We start from the raw sequence: 20,038 nt of genomic DNA on the forward strand, positions 1-20,038 counted from the left end.
AGGAACTCTATTACCTGACCCGCAACTAGGAATATATCCCTGCCCTTAAACCTTGGATCCCCCAGCCATCCCCTCGAACCGCGCATACGCCTCCCGCATATCCGCCTCCCGATCCAGCTGCCTAAACGGGTACTCGTACACGTACTCCACACCGGACTGCGGATGCGTCCACGTCCGATCGGCCTCCGACAACTGCGCCCCGTCCTTCAGCTTCGCGTCCGCCTTCACAATCTCCTTCGGCACCTTCCGACCATTCGCGTCAAAGCGATCCTCCTGGTCATAACGACGCATGACCGGGAACTGCGTCCGGTAAATCATGCACAGCTCATCCGCCGTAACCCCCAACGACAGCGCCACAATTGCATCGATTTCTACTTGCGCCGCGCGTCGCTCCTCGTCTTTGCGCAGCGGCGTATCGACGCTCCACGCCTCACCCATCAACTCCTCCCACAACGGCGCATACGCCTCAGTGAGGCAATTGAGACGGAGGAATTGGGTAACGAGACGCACCTCGGCTCTCTCGCTAATCGGAGGCATTGGGAGGACATCTACGACTTCCGGCAGCACGTGCTTCCTTCCGCTGGACCTAACCACAAAATCCATCAGCACAGCGCTCATAAACGCGCCCACCGTCACGGTCTTTCGTGGGTCATTAATTTGAGCGGCTGTGGTAAGCGTGAAGATCACCGCCGCTTGAGTGGGAACAATTGCAGGGTAGACAGTTCGATATCCGGTACCTGCCGCCATCGTGCGCCACGCGATTCGATATGGCTCCTTTGCGGATATACCGCCCCAGGTTCCATAGTCAGCATCGTAGGTGGGCTTGGCTGTGCGGTCTGGCTGGTAGGCGGTTGCGGGGATGAAGTCGGCGGGCATCGCCTCGAGGTCGACCTCGGACCAGTCCTGGTTGTGCTTCAGGGTGGGGTTGGGTTGTTTGATCATCGGTGTCGATACGCCGAGGTGCGGTCCCTGGAGAATGACATCGTTCCACGAATCGGAGTGCGCCCATCCAGTATCGAAATACCCTTTCTTTTTGTCGATGGACTCATCCCAGCCGCGAGAGAATTGCAGATCAAGTTCACGGATTCGGGGAGCGTTTGCTAGCTTCTCCAGAACAGAAGCGGCTTCGGTATTCACGGTGTAGACCATGCGTGATTCGAGCACAGGAACCGAGTCGTCTTCGAGAATCGAATGCCAGACCTCCAAGGTGTGGAGACCCACGGTCTGGATCCTGTCGCGGTGAGCACGAAGATCCCAGTTACCGTTGTCATCTTTTAGCCCCGGAAGAGAACCAGATCCATTGTGCGAAAGAGAATCAAGAACTGTTGCGGGATGATACAGCGACGTAGCGTGGTTGAACAACGGTTCGACTTGTTCTGCCCCATAGACATGAATGCCGTATCCAACGAGGTGGTGCACATCAAAAATCGATAGTTCGTTAATGAACTGCCAGTGTCTCCGCAACCGCAGATACGCACCGCGACGCAAGGGAGCCGCTTTCTTCTCGGTGAAGTGTGACTCGGGGTGGATGAGCGATGTGGTGCCCTGAGCAGAAGCATTCTTCCAAGTCAGTTCCATGAACCCGCGGTACAAATCCGGTTGCTGGCCGATCAGGTGCGGATAGCGGGTGACATCGGTAAGAACTGCAGCCGTGGAAACTGACTCGGCGAGACCGCGGTAAACGACTTCTCGCACCGCCGGATCGTCATTCCATTGTTCGCGGCGTTCGTTCTTCTGTGCCTGCGTCGGCTTGTGGGCAAGGGAGAACCATGGATCGGACTCGGAGTACAACGCATCGAGATCGGTGCGGGGTCGCACCCACGGCGGGTTACCCACCTGGAGGTCGAAGCCACCGCGGGCGAAGACGGCGGCGAAGTCGAGGTCCCAGTGGAAGAAGCCTTGGTCGGAGGCGACGTTTTTCACGGTGTGGAGCCATGGGTGGTTGGCCAGGAGGGTGTCGATCTTGCGGGCGCCGGAGAGTTCGATCTCGGTGCGCTCGAGTTGGACGAGTTCGTCCCAGTTGTCGGCGCGGCCAAGGAGGGTTTGGGCGGAGTCGCGGGCGGTGGCTTCGGTGCCGAGGAGGTCGGTGAGGGCGGAGAGCCATTCGTCGAGATCTGGGAGTTCATCCGTTGCGGTGAGTGGCCAGAACGTCAGGGCGTTCCAGGCATCCATGGCCAGACGCAGGCGGAGGTAAGCGCCATCTTCGTTGTGAAGGAGTTCGCGTTCGATCTGCTCGCGACGGATGTTCTTTGCGGTGTGCTCGGTGCCCCTGCCCCAGAGGTCGATGTCGCGACGGATCTGGTCCTCAGCGATGCGCATCTTGGACAGCGTGATGGCCCAGAGGGACTCCACGCGGGCGGTAAGGTTGGTGAGTTTCTTCGTCTGTTCCTTCGTGGGCACCTTGCCGGTGACGGAGCGGCGCCACGCTTTCATAGCGGCGATCTCATCCTTGGCCAAGGTCTTCAGATCCTTGGCATCTGCGGCGGCACCCCACGTCGAAGACGGTAGGAGGAACTGGTGGATGCGGCCGGCGGCGTTGATGTCGCGGGTCTCGCCGGCGTCGATAGCTTTGGCGAGGTTCTCCACTGACTCCCGGCGCGGCACGGCGGTGAGCCACTCACGTTTCTTCAGCTGGGCCGTGGAGTAGGTGGAGCGCAGTGCACCGATGAGTGAGTTACCGCGACGGAGGTGTAGGCCGAACCATGGCGCCTTGAGTTGGCTGGTCATGGTGTCGAGCCAGAGGGAGATCTCGGCGAGTTCGACTGCCGTGGGATTCAGGTCCACGCCGTAGACCTGGTGCAGAGCAATGTGAGCCTTGACCTTTTGCAGTTCGAGGGTGCGGGTCTCAGGATCGACTTGCTCGTCGAGTTCGTCTTCGCGGAGTTTGAGGTACAGCTCGGCCAGCTGGCGGACGGCTTCGACGGCGAAGGCGCCGGAGCCCATGGCGGGCTCGCAAATAGTCAGGCTGAGGACGTCCTCGGAGGTTGTTATTCGACCTTCTTCCTGGAGGACCTCAATAGCCTGGCCAACGGTGAACTCGGTGAGAACCTGTGGGGTGTAGAAGGAGGCGGAACGTTCGCGGTCACGGCTGGACTGGCGGAAGGCGAAAGAGCCAGCCGGGTGTTGACGGCGGACCTTGGCGGTGCCGCCCTCTTCCTGCTGCTGTGTCTCCATGACAAAGCTGTCCTGTGGGACGGAGTCAGCGCGGTGGACCGGCAGGACCCAGGAACCCTTCGAAGCATCGCCCTTCGGCGCAACCTCGTAGAGATCCTCTTGGGCGATGAAGCCGTGGTAGGACATCAGCCCCTCGTAGACCTGGCCGAGTTCCGTCACGCCGAGGGTGGCGTAAGAAATGAAGCCACGGTCCTTACCGGCAGACACCTTGGATAGAAGAAGGTTCTGCAGGACGCGGGTGAGGGCGTCGTTGGAAAGCTTCACCTCATCGATGAGTGCCGTTGCCTCGCTCTTGAACAAGTCTGCTTCCAGGTTGCGGAAGGTGATGCCCTCGTTCTGCGCGTCTGTGTCCGCATCGGGTGCTTCCAGCGGGTCATGGCCATGGTTGACCTGAGCGAACAGAACCTGCAGCGAGTCATAAAGGTGCGTGCCGTGGCGGGCTTTGTCCGTGACCGGCGGATCCAAAATCTGGTCGCGCAGACGATCCAAGCCGTAGCCGTCGACGTACTCGGGCGTGCCCGTGGGCAGGATGGCCAGTTCCGGGGATGCCTCGGCGAAGAGCAGGAAGAGGATGCGGTAGAGGTAGCGCAGGGACTGGCGGGCAAGATCATTGCCATCGATGGCGTCGAGTGGCAGCTGCTGTTCGCCACGGCGAGCCAGCACGTCGTTGCCGATGATCTCAATGGACTCGCGGACGGCATCGCGGAGGTCACCAGAGACTTTGACCGCGTGCTGCTGGGATTCATCGCGGGTCTGTGTCCACCACGTCGTGCCGTCGGCAGCACGTTCAAGGTTTTCGCGGGCAAGGATGACGGCGACGCGTTCGAGCTCGCCGGCCTTCTTTGTGTCATTGCGTTCAACCGCGAGCTGCAAATTGATGGCAAGGTAGCGGCCGAGTGGCCAGGACTCACGTTCGGTGACCAGCACCCATGTACCGGCGATGACCACAATGAACTCTGGTGGCTCCTGTGCCAGGAACAAGTCACCAATGAGCTTGGATACCTTGGTGGGTTGTGGATCCTTGCCTGCTGGTGTGACTCCTCCGGTGACGGACAGCGAGACGAGGTTGTCCTCATTGACGTCCTCATCGGGTTGTGCGTTGAGCACGATCAGTGTTCCCGCGTTGCCGTGCCAGCCTTCGTAAGAAAGCTGCTCGCCGGCGCGGTTGTAGTTCTTGGTGGAGGAAGCGCCGAAACCGAAAGCCTTACGGATCAACCCATCGGTGGTCTCCGCATCCGCGTCGGTGGCGAAAGCCTTCTGCAGATCACCGCGGTACTGCTGGAAGCGCTTTACCGGGGAGAGCGTGCCGGTCTCATTCTCCAGGTCAGCCCATTCCTTGGTCCGCGTCTTCACACGCTTGGTGAAGGACTCGCCTTTGGTTTCATCGGTGGTGAAGTAGTGGTCACTGATCCACTCGTCAACGTTCAGGATGGAATCGTATGCAGCCATGATTTACGCCTCCTGCGGCAGGATAAGTACGAGCGGACGGATCAGTTCGCGGTCCGGTTCCAACGAAGCAATGAGTGCCTTCTCCTCATCGATGAGTGAGGCAGAGCGCCCAACGCGCGCGGTGGTGGTCACGTCTTTCTTCGCGGCATTCCAGTCGTTGGCGCGCTGAATCCAATAACCAATGCGGTCATGCGCATGATCACGTGCTGCCGCCATCATCGGCTGCAGCTGACCAGTTGCTACCTGCACCGACTTTGCAATGAGATCGTGTGCATTCTCGGGTAGTTCCAGCGTTCCGGGGTTGATAGCGTCTTCGGTCAAACCGATGCTGCGCAACCATGTGATTGGGTCCGGCACGTCTTGCGGAATCATGCCATCCATCACCGCAACGAATGCGCGGGAGACGACCTGGCCGCGCTTGTTGGTCAACGTGGCCATGAGCAACACCGTCGGTGCAGGAACATCACCATTGATGGCGGTGATCTGACCGGCTGACAGGGATGCAAGGGCGCGGTCCGTGGCCCAATCCGTCACGGGATGCAGTGGGCCAAGGTAGTGGGCCTTGGGCCAGGTGGAACCATCTTGGCCGGTGCGGGCGCGGCGCATGACCTCATTGCCGATGTCCGTGTTGGTAGCCAGTTGGAAACGTTCACGCACCTTTCGATCCGCCAGGTAATCCTGCGGAAGGATGTCCAAACGGCGGCGTAAGTCCTCCGGCGGAGTTAGCTCCGCAACCTGGTTCTGGTGGCGGACGTAGCCAACACCATTCGCAGCGAGCTCCTTCTCCGGTGCACCGTGGAAGGCTTCGCTCAAAGCATCTTCCAGGTACTCGATCTCGGAGGAGTAGAGGCTTCCGCGGCTTTGCGGCATCGACGCTGAATACGTAGTGCCATTTTCCTCGCTGATGTCGTTGCCATCCTCATCGAGCTCGAAACCGAAACCGGCCAAGAACTGATCAATGAGGTCCGACTCGGAGAGTGGTTCTTCTTCGGAGAGTTGTTCGGGGGTTTTCACGACATCGTCGAAAAGCACCTGGTTCTGAATGACCCTACGGATTTCATCTTCTTCGCCCGCGACGCTGTGCTTGCCGATGAGCGAACCCACGTCGCCGAGGACTTCGTGTGCTTCGTGCTCGCGCTCAATGAGCTTCTTCAGCACGTGGAGCTCACCAACATAACCGCCCTGCTTGGTGTCCAGCAGAAGCGCAGCAATCTGTGGCTGTTCGGTCTGGCCGTAACGGTCAACGCGGCCGTTGCGCTGCTGAATGCGGATGAGCGACCACGGGATGTCGTAGTGGATGAGGTGGTGGCACAGCGTGTGCAGGTTTACGCCCTCGGAGGCGACATCACCGGTGACGAGCACGCGGAGCTTCGAATCCTCCCGCTTGAATTCATCGACCAGGCGCATCTGCTCCTCATCGGAGAGGCTACCGTGCATGACAGCGATGCTGTCCTGCGGCATCTTGAGATCTTTGGTGAGGTTTTCTTGCAGCCAGTTCAACGTGGCCACGCGCTCGGAGAAGACCACCGCGCGGGTGGCCTTGCCCTTGCCCACGCCGATCTCTTTCAAGTAGTTGATCAGCGCGGCGTACTTGTTGGAATTCTGACGAGTAACTGCCTGGTTCAGTTTCTGGAGGCGCTCAAGCGCTTCGCGCTGTTTCGTATCGCTCGTGGGCACACGCTTCAGACGATTGTTGATGGTCTCCGCCAAAGCTGCCGGCGAGGAGAGGAATGCCTTCACGAGCGTCCACGGGAAGAGACGATCTTGCGCAGGAATCTGACCGCTTTCTGGATGAACCCACGTGCTCTCAAGCTCACCAGCGACAGCGTTCTCTTCAGCCGAAGCCTCAACCGGAATGTTCAACGGATCCTTGCGAACCGCCCACTTCTCCCCCACCACGTTGGCAACTTCCTCGCTGTGACGGTGGCGGCGGATGAGCAAACGGTTCACTGCGTTCTTGTCGATGGTGCCATCCGGCATGACCGAAGTTGGGTCAAGGAGACGCAGGATTTCCTTGAAGGACTCAGGGTCACCGTTGTGTGGTGTTGCCGATGCGAGAAGCAGCGCCTCCGTTGTCGGCGCCAGCGTGCGGGCAAGCTCATTGTTCTGCGTACCCACATTGGTCGCGTTGTGGATCTCATCCATGACCACCGCGTCCCAGCGCACCTTTTCCAACTGCGCGCGGTACTTCGGGCTCTTGAGCGTGTCCATCGAAACAATCACTCGGGAGAAGTACGTGAACGGGTTCCGGCTTGCCGGAAGAATCCGGCGTACGCGTTGGATTCCTGCCGAGTCGAGGCGCACAAGCGGAATAGCAAAACGCGACCACATCTCCTGCTGGAACTGCTCCATGATGTGCTTCGGCGTGACCACAAGGATGCGATCACCACGCCCACGGCGGATGAGCTCCGCCAGGATCATGCCGATCTCCAGCGTCTTGCCCAGACCCACCGCATCAGCAATGAGCACGCGGGGACGAAGGTTGTCATCCGACAGCGCCTTCTTCACCGCAGTCAACTGATAATCCAGCGGATCCATGAGCATCTCCTCCGCGACGGAGAGCTCCTCTTGGTACAGCGGGACCGGCGTTTGCCGCAGCGTTGTCTCCAGCCACAACCGCGTCGTGCGGTACCCCGGCGAATCATCCGCAACAACCTCGACCTTGGCTGGGTCAAAGACCTCCACGTCATCGATGGCCGTGTAGAAACTCGCCGTCGTATCGCGGACATAATCCGACAGCCCACGCACCTTCAGCAGATACCCATCCACTGATTGCGTGACATTGGTGATGAGCCACAACTCATCCCTCACACGGACCATCAGGCCGGGAGCATAGGTCTCTTTGGTCTTGGCTGGCTGCGGTGCCGCGGGAACAGTCATGATGTAGAGATTAGTGGGCGAACAACCGCCGCGGGCCACAACCTGAATGTCGCGTTATTCTTGCTCGCTGCTCGCGTTTGGATCGGTGTTTGTGCGAGCAAAAGCTGGCTGCAGTGGCAACCGGCGTTGGCTCCTAGAAGCGGCTGAGCTGCTTCACCCACTCGCCCAAAGTGCCATCAACAATGACTTGGTGGACGTACCCTTGGCCGACCATTCTGCCTGCAGCAAGAATCTGCGTGATGACAGCTAGAACTACTGCTTCAGACGCTTCAGCAGGATCCGTCGCTGCCACAAAATCGAAGATCGGCGTCCCGCCAAGGACGGCTGCAGCATCTTCCCGTGCGAACTCAGCGAAGTCCTTCGCGAACTGCTCACGTAGTTCGACCGTCGATTCGAGCGAGGATTTCAGTGTCGCTGCTTCCTCGAGCTCAGCAAGATACTTGGTCACCTTTGCATAGGTTTCAGGTTCAGCTTCGCTTTGTTCTTTCAGGGTTTCTGGGGTTTCATCCACATCAGCCACGTCACCCTTGCCCGGACGAAGACTGAATACAAGCTCCTCAGGGTCAATATCCAAGTACTCGAAAAGAGTGCGGAGGAACCCTAGCTTGGAGTCCGTGTTATTCGCGGTAAAAACGATCAACACGTCATCAACTCGACGCCACTCAGCTGGCGTCTCCTCCTCAGCCTCAATGACACGCAACGGACCGTAGTCCTTCGCATACGACAAGATCTCCGTGCGCCGATCACGCATAAGGAAGTTCAACAGAAGTTGGACCATTTCAGCCCAGCTCTCCACTGTCTGGTGAAGATCGCCGTACTGGAAGGCAACAATCTCCCGGCCTTTAAAGGAACCCTCTTCACCCATCGGAAGCGCCGGTAGAACCGTTGCTGGCGGTTCGAAGTCGGTGACTGGGGTCTGCCAGTACTTCAGCGCACGGTCAGCAAAATATGCTGTGCGCTCCTTCATCTGTTCAAGGCCCCACGAATCGTTAGCCTTCAACATGTCATTAAGGCGATAAGGAGAATCAACAAACCCATGCTCCATCGTCTTCTTACGCTCATAAGACGAGTTGGAGTAGAAGGGGTTGTACCCAGTAACGGTGAGATTGCCTATCCTGTGCAACCAGGTTTCATGGATCTCCTCGGCATCCTCCCCGAGTTCGTCCTTCCAAGCCGCGGTAAGGGTTTGCGGCATGATGTGCTCGACTGTGATGTCGCCGTTGTGCATTGCCTGAGCGATGTCCCGGTTGTCGTTTGAATCTCCGTTCTCCAGAACATCAAAGAGATACTCACGCCATGCGGCTCTCAGCGCGTACATGTTCTTTGTCGCGAAAGCTTCTTTGAACTCAGCATCATTCGGGAATCGACCAGAGCCAGTACGGCGCAGCAATGTGTAGGCAAAGATCTCAGCCATGCTCTGATCGCCCGTGCGAAGCTTAGACACATCCGAGAATGCCGTTGCGAAGATCTTGTTCAACGCATTGGTTGCGATTCCAACAACGAATCGTCGAGTTACAAATGCCTCGATGATCTTCAAGACGTTGTACAAATCGTCATAGCTGGTCTCCCCATTCTCAACCGCCCGCAGGACCGGCATCAAGAACGGAATGGTCACCGCTCCTCGGATCGGGTTCATCCGACGCAGCAACGCGTTTACCCTCTGGTCTCCCGTACTAGCGCGACGGATCTTGCGGTAATAGGAGGAGAACTCATAGAGGTCATCCAAAATCTCTTCCGTAGATTTCCCAGTCTTGGCTACGTACGTCTTGAATGCCTCATATACGTCCTGCTCCTTCGGGGTACGAGCAGTCTTCGTAGTCAGATACCAACGAATGAAGGCATCTGTCTCAAAATCACTGTTCTCCTCGATCGGGTTCCAGCGATCTTCGTAGAGATGCGTTTGCGTCGCCGAGTCATGCCCCATCAAAACGAAGTTTCGGATCTTGTCTGCTTCTTTCAGCTCAAGTCCTGTGGAGTTCAACGATTCGAAGATCCGTTGTGCATCGTCATACTCCTCCAGATCCAGGTGCATCACCTCCAGACGGCAGATTGCATCCCACAGCTGATCAGCATTCAATGATGTCTGGGAAATACGCTCACGGAAGTACTTATAGTTCGCAGTGATGTTTGAGCTGTTGATGAATTCTTTCTCAGGCCCGAAGAGTCGCTGGTACGCCTTGTCATCGTCCTTCACTGGCTTCAGCTTGAAACGGGTGCGTTTCTTAGTGGCACCGATACGCAGATAGTCCATCTCGATCTTCTCTGCGAGTTCATCATCGTCGGACTCGATGTCCCCCTCACGGAGAGCATTAGCTAAAGCCAGCATGAGGAGACTGACGGTTGTAAGGCGCTGCTGTCCATCAATGACAATCCACTTCCACGACTCCGGCTTCCCCACCACAGCACCGAAGAAGTGCTTCTTCCTATCAACGGCAATGATGTCTTCCAAGTCCTGGAACAAACGCTCACACTGTTTGATCTGCCAGTCATAGTTCCGCTGGTACACGGGAATAAACAGTTCCTTGTGGTTCCCGTCGAACGCGTTGAGGATGGGATTAGTGGTGCCTTTCATCGCTTCTCCTACTCGGCGAGGTGCAATTAGCTAAAGGATATGTGACAAGTTTTTAATGTGGATCGTTTGATCTGTGAGCAGTTCCCTACTCCCATTCCAAAAGCTCCAGTCTCTGTTGTCCGGAAGCTTGTAGTAAGGAGCCGCACAAAGCTAAACACCGGCCAACCGTCTCATTCTCATCCCGGACAAGACGGCTGCGCCGATGTTTTGGCTTCATTCATTTCATTATGTGAGTTCTCTCCCCGACCCACGGGTGATCCCTACAAACGACCCCAATGGATGTCTTCCAACGCATTTTGCATCCTGGCCGTCAAACGCTGGAATCCGATGCGCTGGATCGTTTTCTTGTATAGCTCCTCGCCGACCGCTCTTGGGTTCGTTTTCTCTGTGTTCAACAGATGCACATTCCATTCGGCTGGCGTGATGTCGTCGAAGGTGCGCGGGCCTCTAGTGCGCGGGCGGATATCAGGCTGGGAAGGCAAACGATAAATGCGCCCTCCTTCGCTTGCCTTGACAATATCGCCCCGAGTGATGAGACGGGCCACCCCTGCAGTGAGGACATCTCGTGCGTAATCCCCGACACGAGAGTCGCCACCTGCCTTCACGTATCGCTGGAACAACAGTTGCTCAGGGATGGGGCCTTCGACGGTAATGATCTGACGCAAGCCGTCATCGATTTCATACTTGCCTGCGGTTTTCACCGATTCAGTCCAGCCTTCAAAAGCCTCGTACTTCTCCAAGGATTTCTTCCGAGTCTTTTTCGCTTCAACCGGAGCCGTGCTCTCCTCTTCCCGCTGAACGGGTTCAGGGTCGTCGATGTGCTCATCAACCCCTTCGTAATCCCCTCCGTTGAAGCTCTCATCAGACAGCGGCGATTCTTCTTCAACGCTGCTGTGTTCAGACTCCTCAATGTCGTTTCCACGAGAGAGATCTTCGATACGGTCAGCTAGCCCAAAGACAGAATCAACAACCTCAACATTGTCGGTTGTGACGAGATCAACTCCATCGACATAACCAGGTTTAATGCCAAGTTCATCGAGTCGATCCACTACTCGCTGGATCTCACCGTTCTTGTCCAGATAGAAATCCGATTCAAAGATGCGGACGAAAGTCCAGCCAAGACGCTCCAGCTCCCGCTGACGTGCCTGGTCCGCCAGCGCGTACTCCTCGCTGTGCCAGTAATCGCCATCGCACTCAACTGCGAGGCGGCCGGCATCACCTTGCACAACAAGGTCGATTCGCCTTCCGTAGGCATCGAACTGAGGCACGACGTAGTAGCCCCTGATAACTAGTTCGTTGTACACCCTCTGTTCAAAAAGTGAATCGAAGGGTTCAGTGCGAATGTCGGAAGAAACCACCTGAGAAGTTCGGGATTCTGGAGATGTTTCAGCAACCCTGTAGGCGTACTCGAGCAGTTTGTACCGAACGTCTTCTTGGTTGTGCAGGTCCTCAACACCAATCGAGTGGAAGAGCCATACCTGGTCCTTCGCACGGCTAACGGCGACGTTATAGCGCTGCTCGTATTTGAGTCCGGTGAGCGACGAAGGTCGTGCGCCTTGTGCCACTGGTGAGACCATGCTCAAGAAAACCACATCACGCTCAGCGCCCTGGAAATCAGCGGGGGCGCCGACCTTCAAGGATCGTTCCTCCCAGACCTGAGGGGGAAGAGCCGTTAGTAGGCGCTTCTGTATGTAATCAGCTTGGTCTGACGTACTCAGAAGCGAGATGACACCAATGGACTTCCCGTCGTATTCGGGCTTCTCGAAAACCTCAAGCAGCCGTGCGATGAGGGTGTCCGCTTCAGCACGATTGACCGTCTTCTTTCCTTCCCCAAAAGCATTCGGGGTGCGCGTGACACGGAAGGGCGCCAAACGTTCCTTCTGAACTTCCCTCACAGGTTTGAGCTCAATATTGCTCGGCCGATAGACAAGCTCATTTGAGAACTCAATGATCTCCGGAACACACCTACGGTGTTCATCGAGAGCAATGCGTCCCCCGTACCGCATATTCGCATCATCAAAGAGCGAGCGTTCTGGATCAACCCAGGCGTCTATGTTCTCAAAGTCATAAAGGTACTGACGCGCTATTTTTCGTAGCTTGTCTCGTTTGACGCCCGCTCCATCAGGAGATACCTGGCGGTCATCACCAACAACCACGATCTTCGGCGCTAGAAACTGCAGGAAAACTGATTCAATGCCTGCCTGCGACGCCTCATCGACCACGATGACATCGAACATGTTTTGCTCGAGAGCAAACTGCTCAACCACCTTGTAGATCGGCATGATCCAAACAGGCACTGCTTCGCGTGCTCGATCCAAATGCCTCCGCACATCCCTGCGGTGCTGTTCAGCATGCTTACCGGTTCCTTTGCCAAGACGCCGCACTGCCTGGGCATAGGCCTGCATCGTAGCCCGCATCGCACCATCGATTCGCTCGGCACCGACTGCGGAAGACCAAGCTCGTTCCGCTGCCAAGGAAGAAACCTCAGAATGGATCCGATCATCGATTTGAGTTAGCTCGGAAGTCTCATCGTCACGGGAAACTCCCGCGTGCTTCTTCACATATGCCCTAGCAGCGAGCCATCGGCGAGCATCTTCTGCTTGGCTCAGACGAGGACGCCACTGATCGCTAGATCGATCATCCAGAATCAAGCTAGCGAGCTTCGAAGACCAAGCAGACAACTCATTAATCAAGGTGTCCAGCTCACGACGTTTAAGACCAACCGAGTGGTAAGAAAAGCCCCGTTCTAGCGCATTCCGGTACTTCTCGATACTTCGTTTTTCAATTGCCGCATCGAGTTCTGCCATCCAAGGATGCTTTTCGGCTTTGGCTTCCCCAAGAAGGTGCGTGCGACACGTCTTCTTGTAGTTCGTATCTGCACTTTTCAACGCGAGCTTCGCTGAATCTACTGAACGAAGAAGCGGGGCGTACTCGATGAGCTGAGCGCATTTTTCTGGAGCCGGATCGAAGCCTTGCTGTCCCACTGCGGCGAGCTTGCTATCTAGCTCCTTCAGCAGCTCCAGATAACGGCCGAACTGAGCAAGATCTGACTTCAAGAAAGCGAGATCACCGGCAGGTGCAGTTTCATCAATCTGGATGAACGGCCAAGACTTTTGGATGCTTTGTAACTCCCAAAACACACTGACATACGCAAGGAACTTCGACACCAGCTCTGCTGTTGTCGGTGGCATCCCATTAACCCTGACACCATTCAAAAATGGCAGGGTTGCTTTCACCGTGCTGCCGCCGAAGACCGGAACTTTGACGGTGCCGTCAGCCTTCACGGTCAAGGCCTTGCCCGAAGCCAAATAAGTCTTCAGGTTTTGAGCCATGGGAATGAAACTGTCGATGTTCCCTTCCACAGTGAACCTTTGAATGTCTTTGATCTCATCCAACGGCGGCTGAAGTTCTTCAAGCTTCTGAAGAAGCGTTTCTCGCGCCACTCGCCACTGCTCTATCTCCCTGCCGCTAGATTTCAGTCCTACGGTTTCTACCCATGGAGCATCAAAGGACTCAAGCTCTTGAAGGCTGTCTCCTAGACCGTCAAGAGTGACTTCGAGCCGCGCTTTTCCTGCTTTCTCTAGCTTGTCCCACGTCGACAAAATGTCCTGAGGGATCTTGTCTACAAGCTCAGCCTGCTCTTCTTGAGCCTTGTTCAGCTGCCTAAGCGCAAGGCTGAACTCTTCAACACTGGCCAAGTCTCTGGGATTAACCGTGTCCGCTTTGTTGTAACTAGGAACTGCCTTCAGATCGACGTCATTCAATCCACCGAGCAACGTGGAAATCTGTTGCTGATCAAGAGGGAATTGTCGCTGATGATCAACGATTCCTAGTTCCTCAATCCACTCGAATTTCTCGTGATCTGATTCCACTGCCTGAACAAGTTGTGGCAACGGTAGTGAATAGCCCTCGAGATTGGCGGGGCGCTGCTCCGCTTCAAGGTGCGCGGTCCACTCACGCAGAATGCGAGTTCTTCTTTCTTTCAAGCCCCGCAGGTTGTCTTCGATGTTCCTGATCTTGCGATCGGATTCCTCTTGATCGAAGCTTGAAGATTTACGTTGAATTGTCTCAATCGCAGTGCGCAAGTCTGCCATTTCTTGAGAAGACGAACCGATGACAGAAACTGCGAGCTCTCTCACCTCGCTTGGCAGTTTGTCACGCAGCTCGTACAACGCTCGTTCTTTCTCTGCCGTGACCAAGACTCGCTTGCCTTGTGCAAGAAGGTGCGACAGAAGTGCTGCCGCCATGTGTGTCTTACCAGTTCCCGGAGGGCCCTGAACAATAGTGTGAGCGTTCGAATCAACGTGGCTCACAACTCGAAGCTGTTTTTCATTGAGTGGCAGCGGACTGAATACTTCATTATCCACGCTCAGCAGCGCACCCGGTTCTCTTGAAGGAGTCGCCTCTGCCGCGTACCCAGTGTCTACAAGTGGACGCAGCCCTGCTGGAACTGATCCATCCTCCTCAATCTGCTGGGAGATAGACCGGAAGGTGCTAGACAGACCAACGCGCTGGCGAGGGCGAAGCACCAGAGTAGGGGCCCAGGTTAGAACCGGCTGACCACTGCTACTTAAACGGGTGGTCTTTCCTTCATACTGGGCTTGCGTAGTCAACGTGTTTGCGGTGAACACGCCCAGCTCGCCAAACTCTTCTACATCAGTGGGATCTCCTTCGAAGTCGGCCAAGAAATCCTTCAGTTCTTCAATGAACCGACCGTCATCCATCTTGTCTGCGGATAACGCTTCGAGTTCAGCCTTCAGTGGCTCCCCAGATTCACTGATACTGATTGCGCCGGTTGTCTTATCCATCTCAATGTCTACCGCCAAGGAGAAGATTGGCCGGTCGACCGTTTCATTAGGGCCGAGATCCCAGCTCAACCACCCCAGGCCCAGCACGAGTTCAAACTCATCGGCCTGCTGGAGCGCTTTGACCTGCATATCAAACAGAGTTTGGTAAAGATCATGAGCACGAGCTGCAATCGCCCACTCATCCCACTTCTTCAGCCAAGCTTCACCCTTGACGCGAGCTTCTGCCGATAGCGGAGCTCCCTCACTATCTACTTCTCCGAGCACAGGCCTACGGGCGGGGTCATCGGTGACTCCACCGAGAATGCTCTCCAAAATGTCTGGCACAGCAGGCGGAGGAACAACTACCGGCCGCTTAATTTCCAGAAGTGCTCCGTTGGCAGCGGTATCAGCGTCTTCGTCGTCTCCCCCCAAGCCATGAGCAAGATTATGGGAGAAGCGAACGTCGAGAGGAGTGGAATCCGATACTTCTTTCACACTCTGCAAAGTGATCCATTTGCCGGTCCGGTTGTACTCAGAAATCTGCCGAGTCGGCTTTTCTTTCTGGGCTTGAAGATCAGCCATAAATTGGAAAAGCCTTGACGCCTTGTCTGCGACGTTATTCAACCTGTACACCACTTTGCTCGAGCTCTCAGCAGCATGAATACTGCATTTGTTCCTGCGTACAAACTACAAGTAATCATGACAATTTTTCCAACCTTGGAAGGATTAAGAATCTTCGATGACAAAAGGCCACCGAAAGCTATCCGCGTCAAGCGAAAAAGACCACCTCGCGGTGGCCTTTTTCGGGATTGGTAGTGGTTTCTTGGCTTAGCGGATCGTCTCGGAGCGGGTTGCGTTGACGATGGCCATGCCCGGTGCGCCGCTGAGCTCGGCGTCGACGTTGGTGGTGGCAACCATGGTGTGGCCGGAGTCGGCCCAGGCGTCTTCGAACTGGTCGATCGGGACTTCGAGGCCGTTGCCGAAGGGGGCGCCCGGATCGGTAAGGGTGACCACGCCGCGGTTGAAATCGATCTCAGAGACCACGAGGAAGTGGTCCATCATGTTGTCCTCACGGATGGCGTCTTCCTCATCGCCCCAGATTTCGCCGGAGTCGACGCAGGCGATGATGCCGTAGCCGTCGTTAAGCTTCATGGCCAGGTCCTCCATGTTGGAGGTCTGCATCTCAGACGGGAGACCGGACTCGGTGAGCAAGGTGGCCAGGTCCTGGGTGTACATACCCTGGGTCGGGTCGCCCATGAGGCCGAGACTGACGGCGCGCTCAACCATGTACTCCGGGTTGGAGATGCCGGCGTCCTGGAACTGGTTGAGCAGGAACGCGGCGGCGGTGGGGCCACAATAGCCGTCAACTTCCTGCCAGAACCAGTCATCGGACCAGAGGAAGTGGTTGCCGGCAACGCCGTCTTCCAGGCCGGAGGGGACGTCGATGACGGGGACATCCTCCACCGGCTCAGCCGGGGCCGGGGCATCATCCACGACCGGGGCTGGCTCCTCCGGCGCAACGGACTCGGTGACCTCTTCGTCGACAGGTTCGAGGACTGGGGTGGAGTCTGGTTCGGTGGTTTCTGGTTCTGGGGTGGTGGTGTCGGTGGTGGTGTCCGGCTCGGGGGTGGTTTCTGGTTCTGGGGTGGTGGTGTCGGGGAAGGAGTAGGGGTTGGGCTCGATCGGGTCGAGGGGGGTGGGGGTTACGTCGGCGTCGTTCTCAACCATCTCGTTGAGGAAGTCAGGCAGGTCTGCGGAGAAGTCGGACATTGTTTCGGCCTTTCGGTGTGCGGTCTTTCAAGTGGGTCTGACTCTTAGACGGGCCGGACGGCAAAAGGGTTACATGGATGTGTGAAAAATTTTTACGTCATCGCCTGGGCGTTGCGTTCAAGCTGGTCATAGGCCTGAGCGAAGGTGACAAGGGCGTGTTCCTCAGAGGGGTCAAGCAGGCCGAAGGACAGGGTTTGCATCTCCCGGCGCTTCTCCTGAATGCGGTCGAGGATCTGCCACGCGTTGGCGTTATCGGGCAGGCCGAGGCGCTGGGCAGGGCTGCCGATGGTGGCCAGGCGGGTGGCCTCTTCCAGGAAGATGTCCTGGGCGGAAGACGCCAGCAGGCCCTTCAGGGTGACCAGGAGTTTGGCGGGGATGGCAGCCGGGTGGTTGCGCACGGTGGACACCGCGTGGCGGATGGCTTCCGCGTGGGCGGGGTGGCGGTACACCAGGTTTTCCAAGGAGGCGAGGATCTCACCGGAGCGGTGGAGGTACGCATAGGTGGACAGTTCCTTTTCCAGGACCTCACGCAAAGCGCCGATGCCGGAGGAGCGGGTGAGCCACTCGTTGAAGGAGGCAGCACCTTGAGCAGCTTCGTCGGCGCCGCGGAAGAGGCCGTACTCCCCCACCACGTCGATGACGTTGGTGATGTTGTGCACGGCGCTATGGCTACCGCCGGGTTCACCGGTGAACAGTTCGGTGATCAGGTCCGTGCGGGACATGGCCGTCACGCGGGCAACCTGGCGGGTGAGGGCTTCTGTCACCACACCGGTTGCCGCCGTTTGGGCGAGCAGGCCGGACACGGGCATAACGCGGCCAACGTAGGAGGCCAGGTCGCGCTGCAGGCGCTGGGCGTGGTGGCCGGCAGCCACCATCGGGTCCTCATAGCCCAAAGCGCCCTCAGCAAAGGAGTCAGCGCGGGAGAGCACGCCCAAGGTGTTCAACGGGGTAAAGCCGAGTTGTTGAATGAACTCCACTTCGTCGCGGCGGGGTGCAGAGTCGAAAAGGAACATGGCAGCATCGGCGTCGACGGAGGCGCTGCGGGTCTGCTCGTAGCCGTCGATAAGCGCGGCGCGCGTTGTTGCCTCATTCTCATCGGTGAGGGTGGCCAGACCCGGGGTGTCAATGAGCGTGTAATTGCTCACCGCGCTGGCCGGCATCCACCTGTCAATGAACGCGATGTCCACCGGCGGGGCGGGCAGCGCTGCTACTTCCCCGCGCATGGTCTGGATGGGCACGCGCTGACCGTTGCGCAGCATCGCTTCCGCGCGATCCGGCGCGCCGTACTGGTACACGGTGACCACGTTGGTGGCTTCCAGTGCTTTGGTCTCCGCCACGGGTGCGCCCACAAGCGCATTGAGCAGAGTGGACTTGCCCGCCTTGATGCGGCCAACGATGACAATGCGCGGCGGAGTACTCACCCGCGCCATCAGTGGCGCGCAGGCCTGGGCGAGCTCCGGCGACTGGGCGGACAAGCCCTGGAGCTCAGTGAGCAGAAGGTCGAGGATAGAGGCCATTTACACCATCTCCTGCGCCGCGATCTTACGCAGCAAAATCTCGGCATCACGGTAGGAACGCTGCACGGCCTTCAGGTTCGTATTCAGCTGTGCCAGCTCCCGGTCGCGCTTCTCCGCGGCTTTGTTCTTATCGTGCTCAATCTTCTTAATGCGCGCCTGCGTCGCCTTAATCTCCTCCGCCAAGAACTCCGAGTAGCGGATGGAAATGCGCGGCTGGGCAATAGCAATGAAGGTCTGCAGCGCATTACCGGTGTTCTTCTGCGCGGCGTTAGCGGCCTCCCGCAGCCAGTTCTGCAGGTGTGACTTGCCCTGGCGCATCGCGCGGTAACCAAAGGTGATGGCCACGAATCCGGCACCGGCAACAATGCCCACGCCCGGCACCAGCACCGCGCCGAGCAAACCACCGATGGTGGAGCCGGAGGACAGACCCATCATGAGCATCATCGGGTCGAAGGTGTCCTTCATATAGTTCTGCAGCTCCGAGGTGTGCAGCTCACCCAAGCTCAGCTGCGATTGCACGTCCCCGATGATCTCATCCGGAATGTGGGATGCCCCGAACTTCTCCCGCAGGTATGTTTCCACTTCCCAGCCGAAGGAATCCACGGTGTTCACCACCGCGCGCTGGAAGTCCTCCTCCATCAGGCGCGTGAAGTGCTGCGGGTCCTTGCGCAGAAGCTTCACGCCGTGTTTGGAAATGAAGTCAGACCACTTCTTCTTCACCTCCTGCACGTCCACGTCCAGGCGTTCCATCGCGCGGGTACGCATGAGCGACAGGTCAGAGTAGAAGAAGCGCTCCCATTCTTTACTCGTGCGCTGCAGCTCCTCCAGCCGGGCCAGATCATTCGTCAGATCCGGTAGGAGTTTCTCCGCCTCACGCACGTCCTCAATATCGCGGTGGATCTGTTTATCCACATCTTCCAGGCCTTCCAAGATCACCTTGAGGCCCTTGGTCACCGGGATGGATTGTGCGCGGGTGAAACGCTCATTGATTTCGGTGCGGAGTTCGCCGAGGCCCGAGATCTCGTCGATAACGCTATCCGTCGTCTGCAAACCCACGAACGGCAAGAGCGAGGACACACCGATCACCGGGATCTCCTCACCCAGGTGCGTGGCAATGAGTGCCTTATCTTCTTCCACGATCTCGCGCCAGCGCGTGGTGTGCTTATCCGTCTTCGTCACAGCAACCACCACGTTGCCGTTCACCGCGTGTGCGTGCGCGAGGAAGTCCATCTCCGGCTTGGTCAACGGGCTTGAGGCATCCGTGACCACCACGACCACGCTGGCCTGCCGCTCCGTATCCGCGTGTACTGCCGTGTTCATCGAGGAAATCCCGCCCACGCCCGGCGCGTCAATGACCACGGCGTCGCCCATCATGGATGATTCCAGCGCAACGTGCGCGCGGGTGGGCACAAAATCATCGAAGCGCTGCGCCGCACGGTCTACACGTTGCGCGAGTTCTTCAAGCTTGACCACGACTCCCCCGTCCGCCGACATCAACGCCGCCTGCCCCGGCGCGAGATCATCCGTGGGCGTGGTCAGCGCCACGGGGATAACGGTGGTGAAATCCACTCCGGCCGGTGACACGCCCTGCCGGCCCACCAACGCATTGGCCAGCGAACTCTTGCCGCGCCCCACTTCCCCCACCAAGGTCACGGTGTTGACTTGGTCTTCCGCCGACGCCAGCGCCTTCGCGTGGTCAGCAAACTTCTCCCGGCCATAAGGGGTGAGAATCTTCTCGCTCACGCGCTCAATCCACAGCGTCGCTTCTTCACGCGGGCCTCGCGCTTGGGCCTGAGGCTGATCGGATTGATCGGGCTGATCGGTCACGGAGCGGAGCCTTTCCGGAAAACGGGTGCAGGGGGATGTCGATGAAAAACTAGGGGAAGTAT

Annotated in this window: 7 protein-coding genes; all 7 read right to left on the reverse strand. The window is 57.6% G+C overall.

The features are described 5' to 3' along the window. Nucleotides 1–45: 45 nt before the first annotated feature. The gene (locus tag L8U60_RS09125; protein ID WP_269966056.1) at nt 46–4,623 is read right to left on the reverse strand and encodes an Eco57I restriction-modification methylase domain-containing protein; all 4,578 of its coding nucleotides are present in this window, start codon (nt 4,621–4,623) and stop codon (nt 46–48) included. Between the two features lie 3 nt (nt 4,624–4,626). Beyond that, nucleotides 4,627–7,503 (reverse strand): DEAD/DEAH box helicase, encoded by a 2,877-nt coding sequence (locus L8U60_RS09130; RefSeq protein WP_269966057.1) that lies wholly within the window; start codon nt 7,501–7,503, stop codon nt 4,627–4,629. 133 nt (nt 7,504–7,636) lie between these two features. Then, nucleotides 7,637–10,075, reverse strand: a complete 2,439-nt coding sequence (locus L8U60_RS09135; protein WP_269966058.1) for a DUF262 domain-containing protein — start codon at nt 10,073–10,075, stop codon at nt 7,637–7,639. 260 nt (nt 10,076–10,335) lie between these two features. After that, the gene (locus tag L8U60_RS09140) at nt 10,336–15,444 is read right to left on the reverse strand and encodes an AAA domain-containing protein (protein WP_269966059.1); all 5,109 of its coding nucleotides are present in this window, start codon (nt 15,442–15,444) and stop codon (nt 10,336–10,338) included. 246 nt (nt 15,445–15,690) lie between these two features. Beyond that, nucleotides 15,691–16,632 (reverse strand): cysteine peptidase family C39 domain-containing protein, encoded by a 942-nt coding sequence (locus tag L8U60_RS09145; protein ID WP_269966060.1) that lies wholly within the window; start codon nt 16,630–16,632, stop codon nt 15,691–15,693. Nucleotides 16,633–16,724: 92 nt separating this feature from the next. Continuing rightward, entirely contained in the window at nt 16,725–18,149 is a 1,425-nt protein-coding gene (locus L8U60_RS09150; protein ID WP_269966061.1) for a dynamin family protein, read from the reverse strand. Further along, nucleotides 18,150–19,976 carry a dynamin family protein gene (locus tag L8U60_RS09155; protein ID WP_269966062.1) on the reverse strand — a complete coding sequence of 609 codons (1,827 nt, stop codon included), beginning with the start codon at nt 19,974–19,976 and terminating at the stop codon, nt 18,150–18,152. Nucleotides 19,977–20,038 lie beyond the last annotated feature (62 nt).

Origin of the sequence: Corynebacterium meitnerae (assembly GCF_027570075.1) — a bacterium.
Classification (GTDB): domain Bacteria; phylum Actinomycetota; class Actinomycetes; order Mycobacteriales; family Mycobacteriaceae; genus Corynebacterium; species Corynebacterium meitnerae.